This window comes from Lentzea atacamensis, from assembly GCF_003269295.1.
GTDB classification, from domain to species: domain Bacteria; phylum Actinomycetota; class Actinomycetes; order Mycobacteriales; family Pseudonocardiaceae; genus Lentzea; species Lentzea atacamensis.
Genome location: NZ_QLTT01000011.1, coordinates 310513 through 324876 on the forward strand (window position 1 = coordinate 310513; position 14364 = coordinate 324876).

Below are 14364 nucleotides of genomic sequence, written 5' to 3' on the forward strand. Positions count from 1 at the left end.
CCCTCCGCTTCAGTTCTCCCCGGCTCCCGGCGGCAGGAAGCCGTGTGCCGAGAGGTCGAACCAGTTGCCCTCGGGGTCGATGGCCCGATACTCGGCGAACGGCCGGTCCCCGCCCCGCAGTGCCGGACGAGGCTCCAGCGTCTCCAGGTACGGCTCGACCGAGGACACCTGGAACCCGAAGTGGTTGAACCCGGTCGGCACGTCCCCGTCCAGCCGCTGCTGGATCAGCGCCAGGTTGATGTACCCGTCGGTGACGAAGTGGCTGCCGTCGGGATCGGTGTGGAACAGCTCCATCCCGAACCGCGACGTGTAGAAGCCGGCCATCTCCTTCGCGTCCCGCACGACGAACGCGATGTGCCGCAACCGTGGCCTGCTCATGACTTTTCCTTCGGGATCATGTTGTGGAACGCGGCGATCTCCCACACGTCCTCGCGCTGCACGACGACGGCCTGCGCGTGTGTGGTGATGCCCGCCGGGGCGATGGAAGACGTGACGTGCACGAGCGAGATCCCGTCGGACAGCGGCTTGATCAGGCTGATCTCCGCAGTCAGCTTGGTGTCGCGGTACGGCCCGGCGAACAGCTGCCCGTGGCCCAGCGCCACCGCCCGCCGGCCGAACAGCTCCTCGCCGCGCACCGTCACGAAGTCGACGTCCTGGGCGAAGACACTGGCGAACATCTCGCCGTCGCCCTGCGCCCAGCCCTGCTCCATGCGTCGCCAGAGTGCGTAGATCTGTTCGCTCATGAGTGGTTCGTCCTCAGCGGCAGGCGCAGGCACTCGGCGTCCCACGCGGCAAGCGAGTAGTAGAGGCCGCCATGGCGGCGTTCGAGGTAGCAGACGACGTTCACGGGCCATCCGCTGTTGCGGAACATGTGTTCGTCCATCGGCGTCGGGTGGTCGCTCAACGGCCGGTTGCGCTCGCACTCGGGGCCGAGCCGGTGCCAGTCCGGGTGCAGGTGGATCGAGCCGAGCACGTCCAGACCGGCCGCGTCGGCGGCGCGAGTGATCGTCAGCAGGTCGGCGGGGTCGAGCCACCACGCCCGCACCGGGTTCTCGTACGCCGTGCCGAACCGCGGCACGATCGTGGACGCGAACTCCTCGCGCGCCGACGGATCGGTCAGACGCGCGTTGCGGCCGAACGCGACCTCCTCGACCACGGCCTCGGTGCCGGCGGACCGGCCGAGCAGCACCGCGAAACACGGTCTCGGCTCGTCCTCGGTGATGAACGAGTATTCGGCGGACGCGGCCTCCAGAAACGTTTTCACTGCGCGGTCCGAAAACAGCACCGCATCGGTGCGCGTCGGTCGCTCGGCCAATTCCATCACGTCGGCGAACGTATCGAGACGGCATCGTCTCACGCGAGATTCCGGAGGGTATTGGGGCTATTACATTCAGCGATAACATGATGCTTGTGCGACTCGAAGTGCGACATCTCGAACTGGTCGTGGCAATCGCCGACTGCGGCAGCCTGCGCAAGGCGGCCGCACGCCTGCACCTCACCCAGCCGGCGGTGACGACGCAGCTCAAACGCATCGAGGGCCATTTGGGCGGCGCGTTGTTCCTCCGCACGGCCGACGGTGTGCGGCTCACTCCGACCGGCCAGGATTTCGTGCAGGAGGCGCGGTCCATGCTCACCCAGCTGGTCAGCCTGGAACGCGTAACGCGCCGTAACGCGCAAAGTCCCACCGCTCCGACCAGGGTCGCCGGAATCCCCGCCTACCACTTCGGACTACTCGTGAGCGCGCTGAAGGACAACGTCACCAGCCGCACCATCAAGGAGACCGGGACGCTCACCGCGTTGCTCACGACGGGCGAACTCGACATCGCGGTGATGCGGCAGTTTCCCGGTACTCCGCTGACACTGCCGCCGAACGTGGGCCATCGCCTGCTCACCCGCGAGCCGCTGTTCGTCGGTGTGCCCGCGCACCACCCGTACGCGCAGGAGCCCGAGATCCCGCTCGCCGCGCTCGCCCGCGACAAGTGGGTCATGCCGGAGCCGGACGACAGCGGCATGAACGCCCACTTCGCCCGCGAGTGCGCGGCGGCCGGGTTCGAGCAGCGGATCGCGCACTTCAGCAGCGAGGCGCACGTCGCGCTGACGTTGATCAGGGAGTCGGGCGCGGTGTGCCCGCTCTACCCGGTCGGTGGCACCCCTGCCGGCGTCGCGAGGCTGCCGGTCACGGGAAACCCGCTGGTCCGCGAGGTCGTGCTGGCCTGGCGTCTCGACGCACCGGTGGCCCAGCACGTCGACGACCTGTGCGGGCAGGTCACCGCCGGGTATCTGAAGCTGGTCGAGGAGAGCGAGGTGTACGCGCGGTGGTGGCGAGACAACTCGTAGGTCAGTCCTTCGAGCCGCCGCCGCCTTCGCGCACGACGATCGCGACGCGGTCGTCCGACGACACGGGCTGGCCGCCGGCCTTGTTGATCGTGCCCACGACCGACGCCGTGTCGTTGAGCATCTCCATCGGCCCGATCAGGCCGAAGCCGTCCTGCTGCATGAAGGGCTCGGGCTTGCCCGTGAACGCCCCGGCGGGGTTCATCGGCAGGTTCTGCATGCCTGGCGTCCTGGCCGTCGACACCATCAGCACGTCGCTGTAGGAGGCGCAGCCCATCACGCCCGGCCGGTCCGGCCAGGTCCACGCGGCGTCACCGAGCTTGCCCGGCACGACGCGGTAGACGGCGTCGTGGTTCGCCGACCAGTCGGTCACCCAGACCTTCTGGGCGTCCGCGGACACGCACAGGCCACCGGGCAGCCGCAGCCCGGACGAGACGACGGCGCTGCCGGCCGTCGGGTTGCCCTGGGCGGGCTTGCCGGAGCCGTCGATGCGCAGCACCTTGCCCGCGAGCGAGTTCGGGTCGGCGGCCAGCGCCGGGTTCCCCGCGTCACCGGTGGCGACGAGGATCGAGCCCTTGCGGTCGCTGGCCAGGACACCGCGATTTCCCGACGGTCCCTTGGGGATGCCGGTGAGGATCGGCTTGGGCGAGTCACCGGGTGCGATGCGCAGCACCCGGTTGTCCGTCGCGGTCGTCACGTAGACGTACGCGAGCTGGTCCTCGGGGAACGTTGCCGACAGCGCGAGCCCGGTCAGCCCGCCGTCCGTCGACGCGTCCACCTCGATCTGGGCGATCACCACGGGGTCGACGTCCTTGGTCACCTTGACCAGGCGCCCGCCGCGTTCCGTCGCGTACGCGGCGACACCGCCCTGGGCGTCCGCGCCGATCGGGGCGACGCCGGTGACGGTGCTGAGGCACGTGCCGATCACCGCCGGGTTGAAGTCCTTGCAGCCCTGCGGCGGCGGCACGCTCTGCGGCGTCTGCCCCCTGCCCTGCTCGCCCGGCGACGGGCGGTACTCGCCAGGCAGCTCGGGACGCGGGCCCGCCTGCGGGGTCAGCTGTGGCTGGGCGCTCCAGCTCGTCGGTGCCGGCTCGTCAGGAAAGCTCGCGCAGCCCCCTGCCAGGAGGCAGGCGGCGGTCAGCAACACGACGGAACGAACCACGACTCCCAGGCTAGGTGCGCGACCGTGAACCCGAAGTGAACGCCTCGCCAGTGGTGGACTCGATCGCGAAGTCGACCGACCGCACCCGGTCCAGCAGCAGGTCGAGCTCGGCGGCCACCACCTCGGGAGCCTCCAGTGGCAGGTAATGACTGCAGGGCAACACCCTCAGCCGCGCCTGGGGCAGCGCGCCGACGGGGCCGGACATGCTCTCCGTCGTCGCGAGCAGGTCGTCGCGTCCCGCCAGGAGTGTGACCGGGCACACGATCGAACCGAGGTCCTGGCGCGGCGTCTCGCCCAGCGCGAGCGCCAGCGTGAAGTACCAGCGCCAGTCGTGCTGCAGGAACCGGCTGACCGCGGCGGCCACGGCCTTCGGGTCGCTGGACGGCTTGATCACGCCGCTGTGTCGCAGCAGGAACGTCGTCAGGTCCGTCACCGGCACCCGGTGCAGCACCTTGTCCAGCACTGGACCTGCCTGCTGGAGCAGCTTCGTGCCGGTCAGCCCGACGAACCGGCGGACACCACCGGGCAGCAGCGGCAGCATGCCGGCGAACGAGTCGCCCGGCGCGCCCGCGACGAGCAGCAGGCCCGCCACCCGTTCGGGATGACGCAACGCCAGCTCCGCCGCGATCGTGACGCCCATCGACCAGCCCATGACGACGCACCGTTCGATGCCCGCGTCGTCCAGCACGGTGATCGCGTCCGACACGTGGTCGTCCAACGAGATGTTGCGCTCGTCGACAGGCCTGTCCGAGCCCATCGTGCCGCGCATGTACCAGCTGAGCAGACCGCCGCGATCGGTCAGCGAGGGCCACGACTCCGGTCCGGAACCCACGCCGGGGCACAGCAGTACCGGTGTTCCCTCACCCGGTGCCTGCCACGTTCGGATCTTCGTGCCGTCCCAGGAGATGACGTCGTGCTCCCGCATGGGCGCCATTCTGACGTACTTTGCTCTGGTGACGCTCACCGTGCTCGTGCCAGATGATTTCGGAGTCCAGGCGCTGTCTCAGGTGGACGGTGTCCGGCCGGTCCGTTACGTGCCGGGGGAGCCGTTGCCCGCGGAGGCAGCGGACGCGGAGGTCCTGGTCCCCAAGTTCCTCGCCGGCACCGATCCCCGCGACGTGTTCGCGCAGCTGCCGAAGCTCAAGCTCGTGCAGTTGCTGAGCGCGGGTGCGGAGAACTTCGTCGGTCGCGTGCCGGACGGCGTGATGCTCTCCACGTGCCGCGGCGCGCACGGCGGCAGCACCGCGGAGTGGGCGATCGGCGCGTTGCTGGCGATATACCGAGACTTCCTCGTCTTCGAACGGGCCCGCGCCGAGGGCCGCTGGGACTACCATCTGACGGACACCTTGCAGGACAAGAAGGTTCTGATCGTCGGCGCCGGCGACCTCGGTGCGCAGCTGAAGCGTCGCCTCGAACCGTTCGACGCGACGGCGGTGCTGGTCGGCCGCACCGCCCGTGACGGCGTGCGCGGTGTGGACGAGCTGCCGTCGCTGCTGCCGGAGTTCGACGCGGTGGTGATCTTCACGCCGATGACGGAGGAGACCAGGCACCTCGTCGACGCCAAGTTCCTGGCGGCGATGAAGGACGGCGCGATCCTGGTCAACGGCGCCCGCGGCCCGGTCGTCGACACCGAGGCGTTGGTCGCGGAGCTCAACTCCGGGCGGCTGCGCGCGGCCCTGGACGTGACCGATCCCGAACCACTGCCCGAGGCTCATCCACTGTGGACCGCGCCCGGCCTGCTGCTGACCCCGCACGTCGCCGGGAGCTGCACTGGGCACACCCGGCGCGCGTACGCCATCGTCGCGGCGGAGGTCGCTCGCTACGTCGCCGGGGAACGTCCGCGCAACCTGGTGAACGGTGCTTACTAGGGACCCCTAGTCCATTGGGGTGAACCTAAGCTGCCGTTCGGATCTCGCGCGCCCGTACCGGGTCTCCTAGCGTGCGGGCGTGGCTACTCACGACAAAGGCTCGACCACATCGAGCGCTTTCTCCGACGACTCGTTCTACTCGAGCAGCGGAGGGGGAGTGCACCACTTCGACGACAGCACGACCAGAGTCGGCGGAGCGGCCTCGCCGTACGACTCCACGACGAAGGCGTTCGACACGACGGGTTACACGCCGCTGGACAAGTCCACTGTGGACAGCCCGGCGGACGACGACCCGTTCGAGGACGACCGGAAGAAGTTCGGCTGGACCGCCGGTCCCGACCTCGGTCTGCTCGGGCTGCGCGCCGTGCTCGGCGGCATCTTCATCCTGCACGGCCTGCAGAAGGTCTTCGGTCTCTTCGGCGGCCCCGGCATCAACGGCTTCGCGCAGTCGCTCGAGAAGATGGGCTACCGCGAGTCCGTCGTGCTCGCCTGGGTCACCGGCATCACCGAGCTCGCGGGCGGTGGCCTGCTCGTGCTGGGCCTCTTCACGCCGCTGGCCGCGGCGGGTCTGCTCGCGATCATGGCCAACGTCATCGCGCTGCAGTGGAAGGGCGGCTTCTTCGGCGCCAACGGAGTGGAGCTCGAGCTGGCGCTCGCGGGCATGGCGTTCGCGGCGCTGTTCGCCGGACCAGGCCGGGCCGCGCTGGACTACAACCGCAGCTGGTTCCGCCACCCGCTGGCGGCCGGCTTCATCGCACTCCTGCTCGGAGCGGGTGGCGCGGCGGTGACGTACTTCGTGTTCCGGTAAGAACATCCCCGTGCGGAAGAACCTGACGGGAGCGCTGCTCCAGCTCGCCCTGCTCGTGATCGGGATTCCGGTCGTCTACCTGGTGGCGTTCCCGTTCGGTCTCACCGCGAAGTCCCTGCTACCGCCGCTCGGGTTGCTCGCGGGCCTGATCATCAGCGGCGTCATGGTCAAGAAGACGGACCGGCCCGTCAGCGGACCGCTGACGGGCTGGGTCGTGTTCGGCGCCTGCCTGGCGCTGTCGTTCGCCGTTTGACCTTGTATTGACATCCTTTCTCCTTCAAGCCGTGTGCCGCGTGCGCCGACATTTCGGTGAAAGACGGCATGTGAAGGGCGAACCGTGACCGGGCAGTGCCGGGACGGTGGCCAGTGGGCGCGCGGGGTCTTCACCGTGCAGCCGTGACACCGTCCCGGCACGACGTGCCTCAGCGGTTCGGGTCGCGCACCGCGCCCGTGGACGCGTCCGTCGCCATCCGCGCGTACGCCCGCAGCGCACCCGTGACCGGACGGATCCGGTCCACCGGCTGCCACGGCCGCTCCGACGCCTCCATCTTGGCGCGCCGCTCGGCCAGCACGTCGTCGTCCACCAGCAGTTCGAGTCGCCGCTCGTGCACGTCGATCAGGATCCGGTCGCCGTTCTCGACGAGGCCGATCGTGCCGCCGCCCGCCGCCTCCGGCGAGATGTGGCCGATCGACAGGCCCGACGAGCCACCGGAGAAGCGGCCGTCCGTGATCAGCGCGCACTTCCTGCCGAGTCCGGAGCCCTTGAGGAACGCGGTCGGGTGCAGCATCTCCTGCATGCCGGGACCGCCGGACGGGCCCTCGTAGCGCACGACGAGCACCTCGCCCGCCTGGATCTCCTTGTTCAGGATCGCCGACACGGCCTGCTCCTGGGACTCGACGACACGCGCCGGGCCCTCGAAGTGCCACAGCTCCTCGTCGATGCCCGCAGCCTTGATGATCGCGCCGCGCTCGGCCAGGTTGCCGCGCAGCACGGCCAGGCCGCCGTCCTTGGTGTAGGCGTGCTCGATGTCGCGGATGCAGCCCTTCGCCGCGTCGGTGTCCAAAGAGGACCAGCGGTTCGACGTCGAGAACGCCTCGGTGGTGCGCACTCCGCCGGGCGCCGCGTGGAACAGCTCGATCGCCTCCGGCGACGGGTTCTCCGCGCGGATGTCCCACTTCGCGAGCCACTCCGCGAGCGTCGGCGTGTGCACCGACGTCACGTCGCGGTTGAGCAGGCCCGCACGGTCCAGTTCGCCCAGCAGCGCGGGGATTCCGCCGGCCCGGTGCACGTCCTCCATGTGGTAGTCGGAGTTCGGTGACACCTTGGACAGGCACGGCACGCGGCGGGACAGGTCGTCGATGTCCTGCAGCGTGAAGTCGATCTCGCCCTCCTGCGCGGCGGCGAGGATGTGCAGCACGGTGTTGGTCGAGCCGCCCATGGCCATGTCGAGCGCCATCGCGTTCTCGAACGCCTTGCGGTTCGCGATCGATCGCGGCAGCGCCGACTCGTCGTCCTCGCCGTACCAGCGCTTGCACAGCTCCACGACCACGCGGCCGGCCTCGGAGAACAGCTCGCGGCGCGCTGCGTGGGTGGCGAGCGTGGACCCGTTGCCCGGCAGCGACAGACCCAGCGCCTCGGTCAGGCAGTTCATCGAGTTCGCGGTGAACATGCCGGAGCAGGAACCGCACGTCGGGCACGCGGAGCGCTCGACCTCGCTGAGACCCTCGTCGTTCACGGCGGGAGAGGCCGAGGCCGCGATCGCGGTGATGAGGTCGGTCGGTGCGACGGCGACACCCTCGACGACGACGGCCTTGCCGGCCTCCATCGGCCCGCCGGACACGAACACGACGGGGATGTTGAGCCGCATCGCCGCGTTCAGCATGCCGGGGGTGATCTTGTCGCAGTTCGAGATGCAGACGATCGCGTCGGCCTGGTGCGCGTTGACCATGTACTCGACGGAGTCGGCGATGATCTCGCGGCTGGGCAGCGAGTAGAGCATGCCGCTGTGGCCCATGGCGATGCCGTCGTCGACCGCGATGGTGTGGAACTCGCGCGGCACGCCACCCGCCTCGCGCACGGCCTCGGCCACGATGTCGCCGAGGTCCCGCAGGTGCACGTGACCCGGCACGAACTGCGTGTAGGAGTTGGCGATCGCGATGATGGGCTTACCGAAGTCGCTGTCCGTCATGCCGGTCGCGCGCCAGAGAGCGCGGGCTCCGGCAGCGTTGCGGCCGTGTGTGGTGGTGCGAGAGCGGAGCTGAGGCACTGCTCCTCCAGATTCAGTTCAAGAAAAAGCGCGCGGGACGCGGGGTGTGGCGTCCACCAGTCTGGGAGCGGTGCCTCAAAGGTTACTTGTGCGCAGACTCGCCGAGACCAGCAGATAGGCCAGCGCGAGCGTGATCACGTGCACAGCGGTGCACCACAGGCAGATCTTGCCGATCAGCAGGAACTCGGCCGCGACCAGGTAGACGACCATCAGCACGCCGACGCCGACCGCGCTCAGCCGCACCCACTTGAGCGCCTCGATCCGCCACGCGAACGGGAGGCAGATCACGGTGAGGAACGCGAAGAACGCCACTCCGAGGAACGCGACGGGGATGCCGAGGAGCTCCGACTGCTCGCTCGTGGTCACGGTCTCGCAGTCGACGACCGCGTCCGCTGAGCACAGCAGCGCGCTCGCGTTGAAGTGCGTGTACGTCAGATAAGCCGAGATCAGCAGGCCTGCGATGGACAGCAGCAGGCTCAGCAGCGGAACTCGTTTGGTCACTTCTCCGACTCTACGGACTCTTCTTCTGAGGACTCCGCAGGTTCTTCCACGACACTCGGGTCGGGCACCCGCCCACCGCTCACCAGCGACAGCGCCGGCAGGTGCATGAACCGCACCGCGGGCAGCGTCACCTCGGTGTCGTCGTCCTTGACCGCCTTGAGCCAGCCCTTGCGGACGAGCCGGATCGACTTCAGCTCGTCCCACTTCACCGTGGTCGAGCCGAACAGTCCACGAGCGACAAGACCCTCCTCGGTGACCGTCGTGCGGTTGCGGACGACCCAGTACGCGTACGCGAGCGGGAGAACGTAGAGCGCTTGCAGTCCCGGAGCGACCCACGCCACAGGCGTCACGCAGATCGCGATCAGACCCGCCGCGAGCAGCGCCGTTGCCGGGATGCGAAAGACCAGCTTCTTCACTCGAAGGATTGTTCCACGTCCACGATCCGGGAATTCCGTCTCGCAGAGTTGACGCACTCTTGCGCGAGGCGATAACGTCCGCTTCATGCAGCGCACGCTCGTTCTCGTACTTCTCAGGCGCGTCGACGCCTGAGCCGAACAGCCTGCGTCGACGCGCGACCCTCGTACGACCCATCTACGGGTTGTCGAGGGTTTTTTCGTGTCCGGACCCCGATACCCACGAGGCAATGAGATGACCAGCGCACCATCGCGACAGGCTCCCGAGCCCACGTCGCCACGTCCAGGTCCGCGGCCCAAACCGGCCCCGCCCAGTGGCGCACCGATTCGTGTAACCGGTGCTCAGTCGCTTGTGCGATCGCTCGAGGCGGTCGGCTGCGAAGTGGTGTTCGGAATTCCCGGCGGGACGATCCTTCCCGCGTACGACCCGCTGCTGGACTCCACGAAGGTCCGGCACATCCTCGTCCGCCACGAGCAGGGCGCAGGACACGCGGCGACCGGATACGCGCAGGCCACCGGCAAGGTCGGGGTCTGCATGGCGACCTCGGGACCGGGTGCGACCAACCTCGTCACCCCGCTCGCGGACGCGAACATGGACTCCGTGCCCATGGTCGCGATCACCGGCCAGCAGTCGCGGCCGCTGATCGGCACGGACGCCTTCCAGGAGGCGGACATCTGCGGCATCACGATGCCGATCACCAAGCACAACATGCTCGTGACCGACGCCGCGGAGATCCCGCGGGCGATCGCGGAGGCGTTCCACATCGCGGCGACCGGCCGACCCGGCCCTGTCCTCGTCGACATCCCCAAGGACGTGCTGCAGGAGACCACGAGCTTCTCCTGGCCGCCCGAACTGCGCCTGCCCGGTTACCGGCCGACGACCCGGCCGCACGGCAAGCAGGTGCGCGAAGCAGCCAAGCTGATCGTCGGCGCCCGCAAGCCCGTCCTGTACGTGGGCGGCGGCGTCATCAAGGCGGACGCGTCGGCCGAGCTGCTGCGCCTCGCCGAGGACACCGGCATCCCGGTCGTCACCACGCTGATGGCGCGCGGGGCGTTCCCCGACTCGCACCAGCAGCACCTCGGCATGCCCGGCATGCACGGCACCGTCGCGGCCGTCGCGGCGATGCAGAAGTCGGACCTGCTGATCGCGCTGGGCGCGCGGTTCGACGACCGCGTCACCGGCCAGCTGAACTCGTTCGCCCCCGACGCGCAGATCATCCACGCCGACATCGACCCGGCCGAGATCTCCAAGAACCGCCGCGCGGACGTCCCGATCGTGGGCGACTGCAAGGAGATCATCACCGAGCTGATCGACGCGGTCCGCACCGAGCGCGAGACGGCCAGGGCCGTCGACCTCACGCCGTGGTGGGACACGCTGAACTCGCTGCGGGAGACGTTCCCGCTCGGCTACGACTGGCCGGACGACGGCACGCTGTCGCCGCAGTACGTGATCGAGCGGATCGGCGCGATGTCGCCGTCCGACACGATCTACACGGCGGGCGTCGGCCAGCACCAGATGTGGGCGGCGCAGTTCGTGAAGTACGAGCAGCCGCGCACGTGGATCAACTCCGGTGGCCTCGGCACGATGGGCTTCGCCGTTCCCGCCGCCATGGGCATCAAGGCGGGCGAGCCGGACCGCACGGTGTGGGCCATCGACGGTGACGGCTGCTTCCAGATGACCAACCAGGAGCTCGCCACCTGCGCCATCGAGAACCTGCCCGTCAAGATCGCCGTCATCAACAACGGCAACCTGGGCATGGTCCGCCAGTGGCAGACGCTGTTCTACGGCGAGCGGTACTCCAACACCGATCTGGGCACGCACAAGCACCGCATCCCAGACTTCAAGCTTCTGGCGGAGGCGCTCGGCTGCGCCGGCCTGCGGGCCGAGTCGCGCGAGGAGGTGGACGAGGTGATCGCGAAGGCGCTGGAGATCAACGACCGGCCGGTCGTGGTCGACTTCGTCGTCGGCAAGGACGCCCAGGTGTGGCCGATGGTCGCGGCGGGCACCGGCAACTCCGAGATCATGGCCGCCCGCGGCATCCGCCCCCTGTTCGACGAGGATCTGTGATGACCAGGCACACGCTGAGCGTTTTGGTCGAGGACAAGCCCGGTGTGCTCGCGCGCGTCGCCGGTCTGTTCTCCCGCCGCGGCTTCAACATCGAGTCGCTCGCGGTCGGCCGCACCGAGTACCCCGACATCTCCCGCATGACCATCGTCGTCTCGGTGGACGAGCTGCCGCTGGAGCAGGTGACCAAGCAGCTCAACAAACTCATCAACGTCATCAAGATCGTCGAGCTCGAGCCGACCGCTTCCGTTCAGCGGCAACTGGTGTTGATTAAGGTTCGTGCTGACGCGACGGTGCGGTCGCAGGTCCTCGAAACCGTTCAGCTCTTCCGCGCGAAGGTCGTCGACGTGTCGCCGGAGGCGGTCACGATCGAGGCCACCGGGACTTCTGAGAAGCTCGACGCGTTGTTGCGCATGCTGGAGCCCTACGGGCTTCGCGAGATCGTCCAGTCCGGCATGGTCGCCATCGGCCGTGGCGCTCGTTCCATCACCGCCACCGCGGTGCGTTAAGTATTTTGAGAGAGGAAGTTTCCGTGAGCGTCGAGATCTTCTACGACGACGATGCCGACCTGAGCATCATCCAGGGCCGCAAGGTGGCCGTGATCGGCTACGGCAGCCAGGGCCACGCCCACGCCCTGTCCCTGCGCGACTCGGGCGTCGAGGTCCGCATCGGCCTGCAGGAGGGCTCCAAGTCCCGCGCCAAGGCCGAGGAGGAAGGCCTGGAGGTCGGCACGCCGTCCGAGGTCTCCGCGTGGGCCGACGTGATCATGATCCTGGCGCCGGACACCGCCCAGCGCCACATCTACGCCAACGAGATCGCCGCCAACCTCAAGGAGGGCGACGCGATCTTCTTCGGCCACGGCTTCAACATCCGCTACGGCCTCATCACGGCTCCGTCCGGTGTGGACGTCGCCATGGTCGCCCCGAAGGGCCCCGGCCACCTGGTCCGCCGCCAGTTCGTGGACGGCAAGGGCGTGCCCGCGCTCATCGCCGTCGAGCAGGACGCCTCCGGCGGGGCTCAGGCGCTGGCGCTCTCGTACGCCAAGGGCATCGGCGGCACCCGCGCCGGCGTCATCAAGACGACGTTCAAGGAAGAGACCGAGACCGACCTCTTCGGTGAGCAGGCCGTCCTCTGCGGTGGCGCGTCCGCTCTGGTCCAGGCGGGCTTCGAGGTGCTGACCGAGGCGGGCTACGCCCCCGAGGTCGCGTACTTCGAGTGCCTGCACGAGCTGAAGCTGATCGTCGACCTCATGTACGAGGGCGGCATCGCCCGCATGCGCTACTCGATCTCCGACACGGCCGAGTACGGCGACCTGACCCGCGGCCCGCGCGTCATCACCGCCTCCGTGAAGGAAGAGATGAAGAAGATCCTGGGCGAGATCCAGGACGGCACCTTCGCCTCCGAGTGGGTCGCCGAGGACGACAACGGCCGCGCCAACTACCGCAAGCTGCAGCAGGAGGGCGAGAACCACCCGATCGAGGCCACCGGCAAGAAGCTCCGCGACATGATGTCGTGGGTCGACCGCCCGATCACCGAGACCGCCTGAGTCCTTCCCCCAGGGAGGCCCGCGGAGCAACGCTCCGCGGGCCTTTCCGCTTTCAGCAGTTGATCATCCGCTAGCTTGACTCCCATGACGGAAAGTGCGCCGATCTACGACGACAAGGCCCACGTGCGCGGCAACCTGGACCTCCGCAACGCGGAGTGGAAGCGCCCGCCAGAGCCCGAACCGGAAGACGGCCACGTCGAAATCGCCTTCGTCCCGCACACCGACGGCGCCACCTACGTGGCGATGCGCAACTCCAAGCAGCTCGAACCGGTCCTCGTCTTCACCATGGCCGAGTGGGACGCTTTCGTAGCAGGCGCAAAGGACGGGGAGTTCGACGAGCCCTGGTAGGAGCCACCGGCCCCGCCCCCCAATGGCGCGCCCGCGACCCGCCCCCGCGCCGAACGTCCGTCCCGTCAACCCGATCCCGACGCCGCCGCGCCCCGGTGGCCGCGATGAGCGACCTGGCCGCGGCGAGCTTCTCCGCACCGAGCTGGGCCCGCAGGTCCGCGACACACGTCGTGGACGACTGCCACGCGGACCTCACGAGGACGTGGAACTCCTGCTGCACCCGTACGTCACGCATTCCGCTCCTGAGTTCTGTCAGGCACCGACAACCCGAAGCTAGCAAGGCACCGGGGCCCTGGTCAGCCGGTTTTCCGCCGCTGCAAAGGGGATCGCGGGCTGGGCCGGCTCGCGCACGGGTCACCTGGCGTGCGTCCGCTCACCTTGCGCAGGTGGTTGCGCGGGCCTTGACGGGCGCCGGGTCGTTTCATCGCCGCTTCGCGACGATTGCGATTGGGGCTTGACTTCGGGGCCCTTGCGAGGCGCTGGTCGGCCTTTAAAAGCCGGGCATGTGAAGCGCCCGGCCGATCCGAACACGGTAGCACCTCGCACCCAAAGTCAAGCCCCAATCGCGAGCGTGCGTGGTTGCGTTTGTTTGTTCGGGTGCGGGAATTACCGGTTGCACGGCGGTGCATTGCCCTTTACGGCTCGGCTCCGCCATCGCGGTTATTCAATGGGGGCGCCACGGTTTCGCCTTTGCCGTTGCTTCCCGCGCCGCGACTCGCCATGTGCGGTTACTTCCGGGAGCCTCGGCATCGCCTTTGCCGTTGTTGGCAGGCCTCGAACCCGCCTTGCCTTTGCCGCGCGCCGGGTTTTCGGCGCGCGGCGGTGTCGCCGACCCAGTATCAGGCGGCGGTGTGGAGGAGGTTGCGTCTGGGTTTTCGCAGCGGGTCCAGCCAGCGCGGCGGATAGAACACCGGCACTCCCTGCACCATCGTCACTGTCCACCCGCTGCGGTGGATGAGCCGGTGGTGATGGCGGCAGAGCAGGACGCCGTTGTCGATGGAGGTGTCGCCGCCGTCGGCCCAGTGGTGGATGTGGTGGGCGTCGCAATGCTT

General features: G+C 68.7%; 17 protein-coding genes. 8 read left to right on the top strand and 9 right to left on the bottom strand.

What is annotated here, in order from left to right; genetic code table 11:
- Window positions 1-9 precede the first annotated feature (9 nt).
- Genes C8D87_RS38300 through C8D87_RS38310 form a run of 3 tightly spaced genes read right to left on the bottom strand, consistent with a single transcriptional unit; the run spans window position 10 to window position 1264 of the window.
- Window positions 10-378, bottom strand: a complete 369-nt coding sequence (locus C8D87_RS38300; protein ID WP_112230905.1) for a VOC family protein — start codon at window positions 376-378, stop codon at window positions 10-12.
- Window positions 375-743, bottom strand: a complete 369-nt coding sequence (locus tag C8D87_RS38305) for an SgcJ/EcaC family oxidoreductase (protein ID WP_170166734.1) — start codon at window positions 741-743, stop codon at window positions 375-377. The genes C8D87_RS38300 and C8D87_RS38305 overlap by 4 nt, the downstream gene beginning before the upstream one ends.
- On the bottom strand, window positions 740-1264 hold the full coding sequence (locus tag C8D87_RS38310; protein WP_211337225.1) for an MPN domain-containing protein: 525 nt from the start codon (window positions 1262-1264) through the stop codon (window positions 740-742). The genes C8D87_RS38305 and C8D87_RS38310 overlap by 4 nt, the downstream gene beginning before the upstream one ends.
- A gap of 146 nt (window positions 1265-1410) precedes the next feature.
- On the opposite strand from C8D87_RS38310, the gene C8D87_RS38315 reads away from it, so the two are divergent.
- On the top strand, window positions 1411-2337 hold the full coding sequence (locus C8D87_RS38315) for a LysR family transcriptional regulator (protein ID WP_170166735.1): 927 nt from the start codon (window positions 1411-1413) through the stop codon (window positions 2335-2337).
- 1 nt (window position 2338) lies between these two features.
- Here the strand turns inward: C8D87_RS38315 and C8D87_RS38320 are convergent, their stop codons facing one another.
- The gene (locus tag C8D87_RS38320; RefSeq protein ID WP_233442487.1) at window positions 2339-3496 is read right to left on the bottom strand and encodes a PQQ-dependent sugar dehydrogenase; all 1158 of its coding nucleotides are present in this window, start codon (window positions 3494-3496) and stop codon (window positions 2339-2341) included.
- A gap of 10 nt (window positions 3497-3506) precedes the next feature.
- Window positions 3507-4421 (bottom strand): alpha/beta fold hydrolase, encoded by a 915-nt coding sequence (locus C8D87_RS38325; protein ID WP_233439362.1) that lies wholly within the window; start codon window positions 4419-4421, stop codon window positions 3507-3509.
- Between C8D87_RS38325 and C8D87_RS38330 the strand changes: the two genes are divergently transcribed.
- The 3 genes from C8D87_RS38330 (at window position 4420) to C8D87_RS38340 (ending at window position 6425) form a co-directional block, all read left to right on the top strand.
- Entirely contained in the window at window positions 4420-5364 is a 945-nt protein-coding gene (locus tag C8D87_RS38330; protein WP_112230958.1) for a 2-hydroxyacid dehydrogenase, read from the top strand. The two genes, C8D87_RS38325 and C8D87_RS38330, sit on opposite strands and share 2 nt — an antisense overlap.
- A gap of 79 nt (window positions 5365-5443) precedes the next feature.
- Window positions 5444-6172, top strand: coding sequence for a DoxX family protein (locus C8D87_RS38335; RefSeq protein ID WP_112230911.1), 729 nt, complete (start codon window positions 5444-5446; stop codon window positions 6170-6172).
- A 10-nt stretch (window positions 6173-6182) separates the two neighbouring features.
- Window positions 6183-6425, top strand: coding sequence for a hypothetical protein (locus tag C8D87_RS38340; protein WP_112230913.1), 243 nt, complete (start codon window positions 6183-6185; stop codon window positions 6423-6425).
- Window positions 6426-6594: 169 nt separating this feature from the next.
- On the opposite strand, the gene ilvD is transcribed toward C8D87_RS38340, so the two are convergent.
- The 3 genes from ilvD to C8D87_RS38355 form a co-directional block, all read right to left on the bottom strand.
- A complete protein-coding gene (gene ilvD / locus C8D87_RS38345) occupies window positions 6595-8439 on the bottom strand; it encodes a dihydroxy-acid dehydratase (protein ID WP_112230915.1) in 1845 nt (614 codons plus the stop codon).
- A gap of 75 nt (window positions 8440-8514) precedes the next feature.
- Window positions 8515-8940 carry a vitamin K epoxide reductase family protein gene (locus tag C8D87_RS38350; protein ID WP_109634287.1) on the bottom strand — a complete coding sequence of 142 codons (426 nt, stop codon included), beginning with the start codon at window positions 8938-8940 and terminating at the stop codon, window positions 8515-8517.
- Window positions 8937-9356 (bottom strand): PH domain-containing protein, encoded by a 420-nt coding sequence (locus C8D87_RS38355; RefSeq protein WP_170154826.1) that lies wholly within the window; start codon window positions 9354-9356, stop codon window positions 8937-8939. Before C8D87_RS38355 ends, C8D87_RS38350 begins: the two co-directional genes overlap by 4 nt.
- A 232-nt stretch (window positions 9357-9588) precedes the next feature.
- Here C8D87_RS38355 and C8D87_RS38360 point away from each other — a divergent pair, with 232 nt between their 5' ends.
- The 4 genes from C8D87_RS38360 (at window position 9589) to C8D87_RS38375 (ending at window position 13312) form a co-directional block, all read left to right on the top strand.
- Complete coding sequence (locus C8D87_RS38360; protein WP_112230917.1) at window positions 9589-11421, top strand: acetolactate synthase large subunit; 1833 nt, start codon at window positions 9589-9591, stop codon at window positions 11419-11421.
- A complete protein-coding gene (gene ilvN, locus C8D87_RS38365) occupies window positions 11421-11927 on the top strand; it encodes an acetolactate synthase small subunit (protein WP_030467896.1) in 507 nt (168 codons plus the stop codon). The genes C8D87_RS38360 and ilvN overlap by 1 nt, the downstream gene beginning before the upstream one ends.
- 23 nt (window positions 11928-11950) lie before the next feature.
- Window positions 11951-12964: a ketol-acid reductoisomerase gene (ilvC, locus tag C8D87_RS38370; RefSeq protein ID WP_109634279.1), complete on the top strand. Its 1014-nt coding sequence runs from the start codon at window positions 11951-11953 to the stop codon at window positions 12962-12964.
- Between the two features lie 84 nt (window positions 12965-13048).
- On the top strand, window positions 13049-13312 hold the full coding sequence (locus C8D87_RS38375) for a DUF397 domain-containing protein (protein WP_109634277.1): 264 nt from the start codon (window positions 13049-13051) through the stop codon (window positions 13310-13312).
- 839 nt (window positions 13313-14151) lie between these two features.
- Here the strand turns inward: C8D87_RS38375 and C8D87_RS38380 are convergent.
- A partial coding sequence (locus tag C8D87_RS38380) for an HNH endonuclease signature motif containing protein (protein WP_146772001.1) occupies window positions 14152-14364 on the bottom strand: 213 nt, incomplete at its 5' end.

Coding starts and splice junctions, on each gene's coding strand:
- C8D87_RS38300 (WP_112230905.1), bottom strand. CDS start 378: ATGAGCAGGCCACGGTTGCGGCACATCGCGTTCGTCGTGCGGGACGCG.
- C8D87_RS38305 (WP_170166734.1), bottom strand. CDS start 743: ATGAGCGAACAGATCTACGCACTCTGGCGACGCATGGAGCAGGGCTGG.
- C8D87_RS38330 (WP_112230958.1), top strand. CDS start 4,420: ATGGGCGCCATTCTGACGTACTTTGCTCTGGTGACGCTCACCGTGCTC.
- C8D87_RS38325 (WP_233439362.1), bottom strand. CDS start 4,421: ATGCGGGAGCACGACGTCATCTCCTGGGACGGCACGAAGATCCGAACG.
- C8D87_RS38360 (WP_112230917.1), top strand. CDS start 9,589: ATGACCAGCGCACCATCGCGACAGGCTCCCGAGCCCACGTCGCCACGT.
- ilvN (WP_030467896.1), top strand. CDS start 11,421: ATGACCAGGCACACGCTGAGCGTTTTGGTCGAGGACAAGCCCGGTGTG.
- C8D87_RS38375 (WP_109634277.1), top strand. CDS start 13,049: ATGACGGAAAGTGCGCCGATCTACGACGACAAGGCCCACGTGCGCGGC.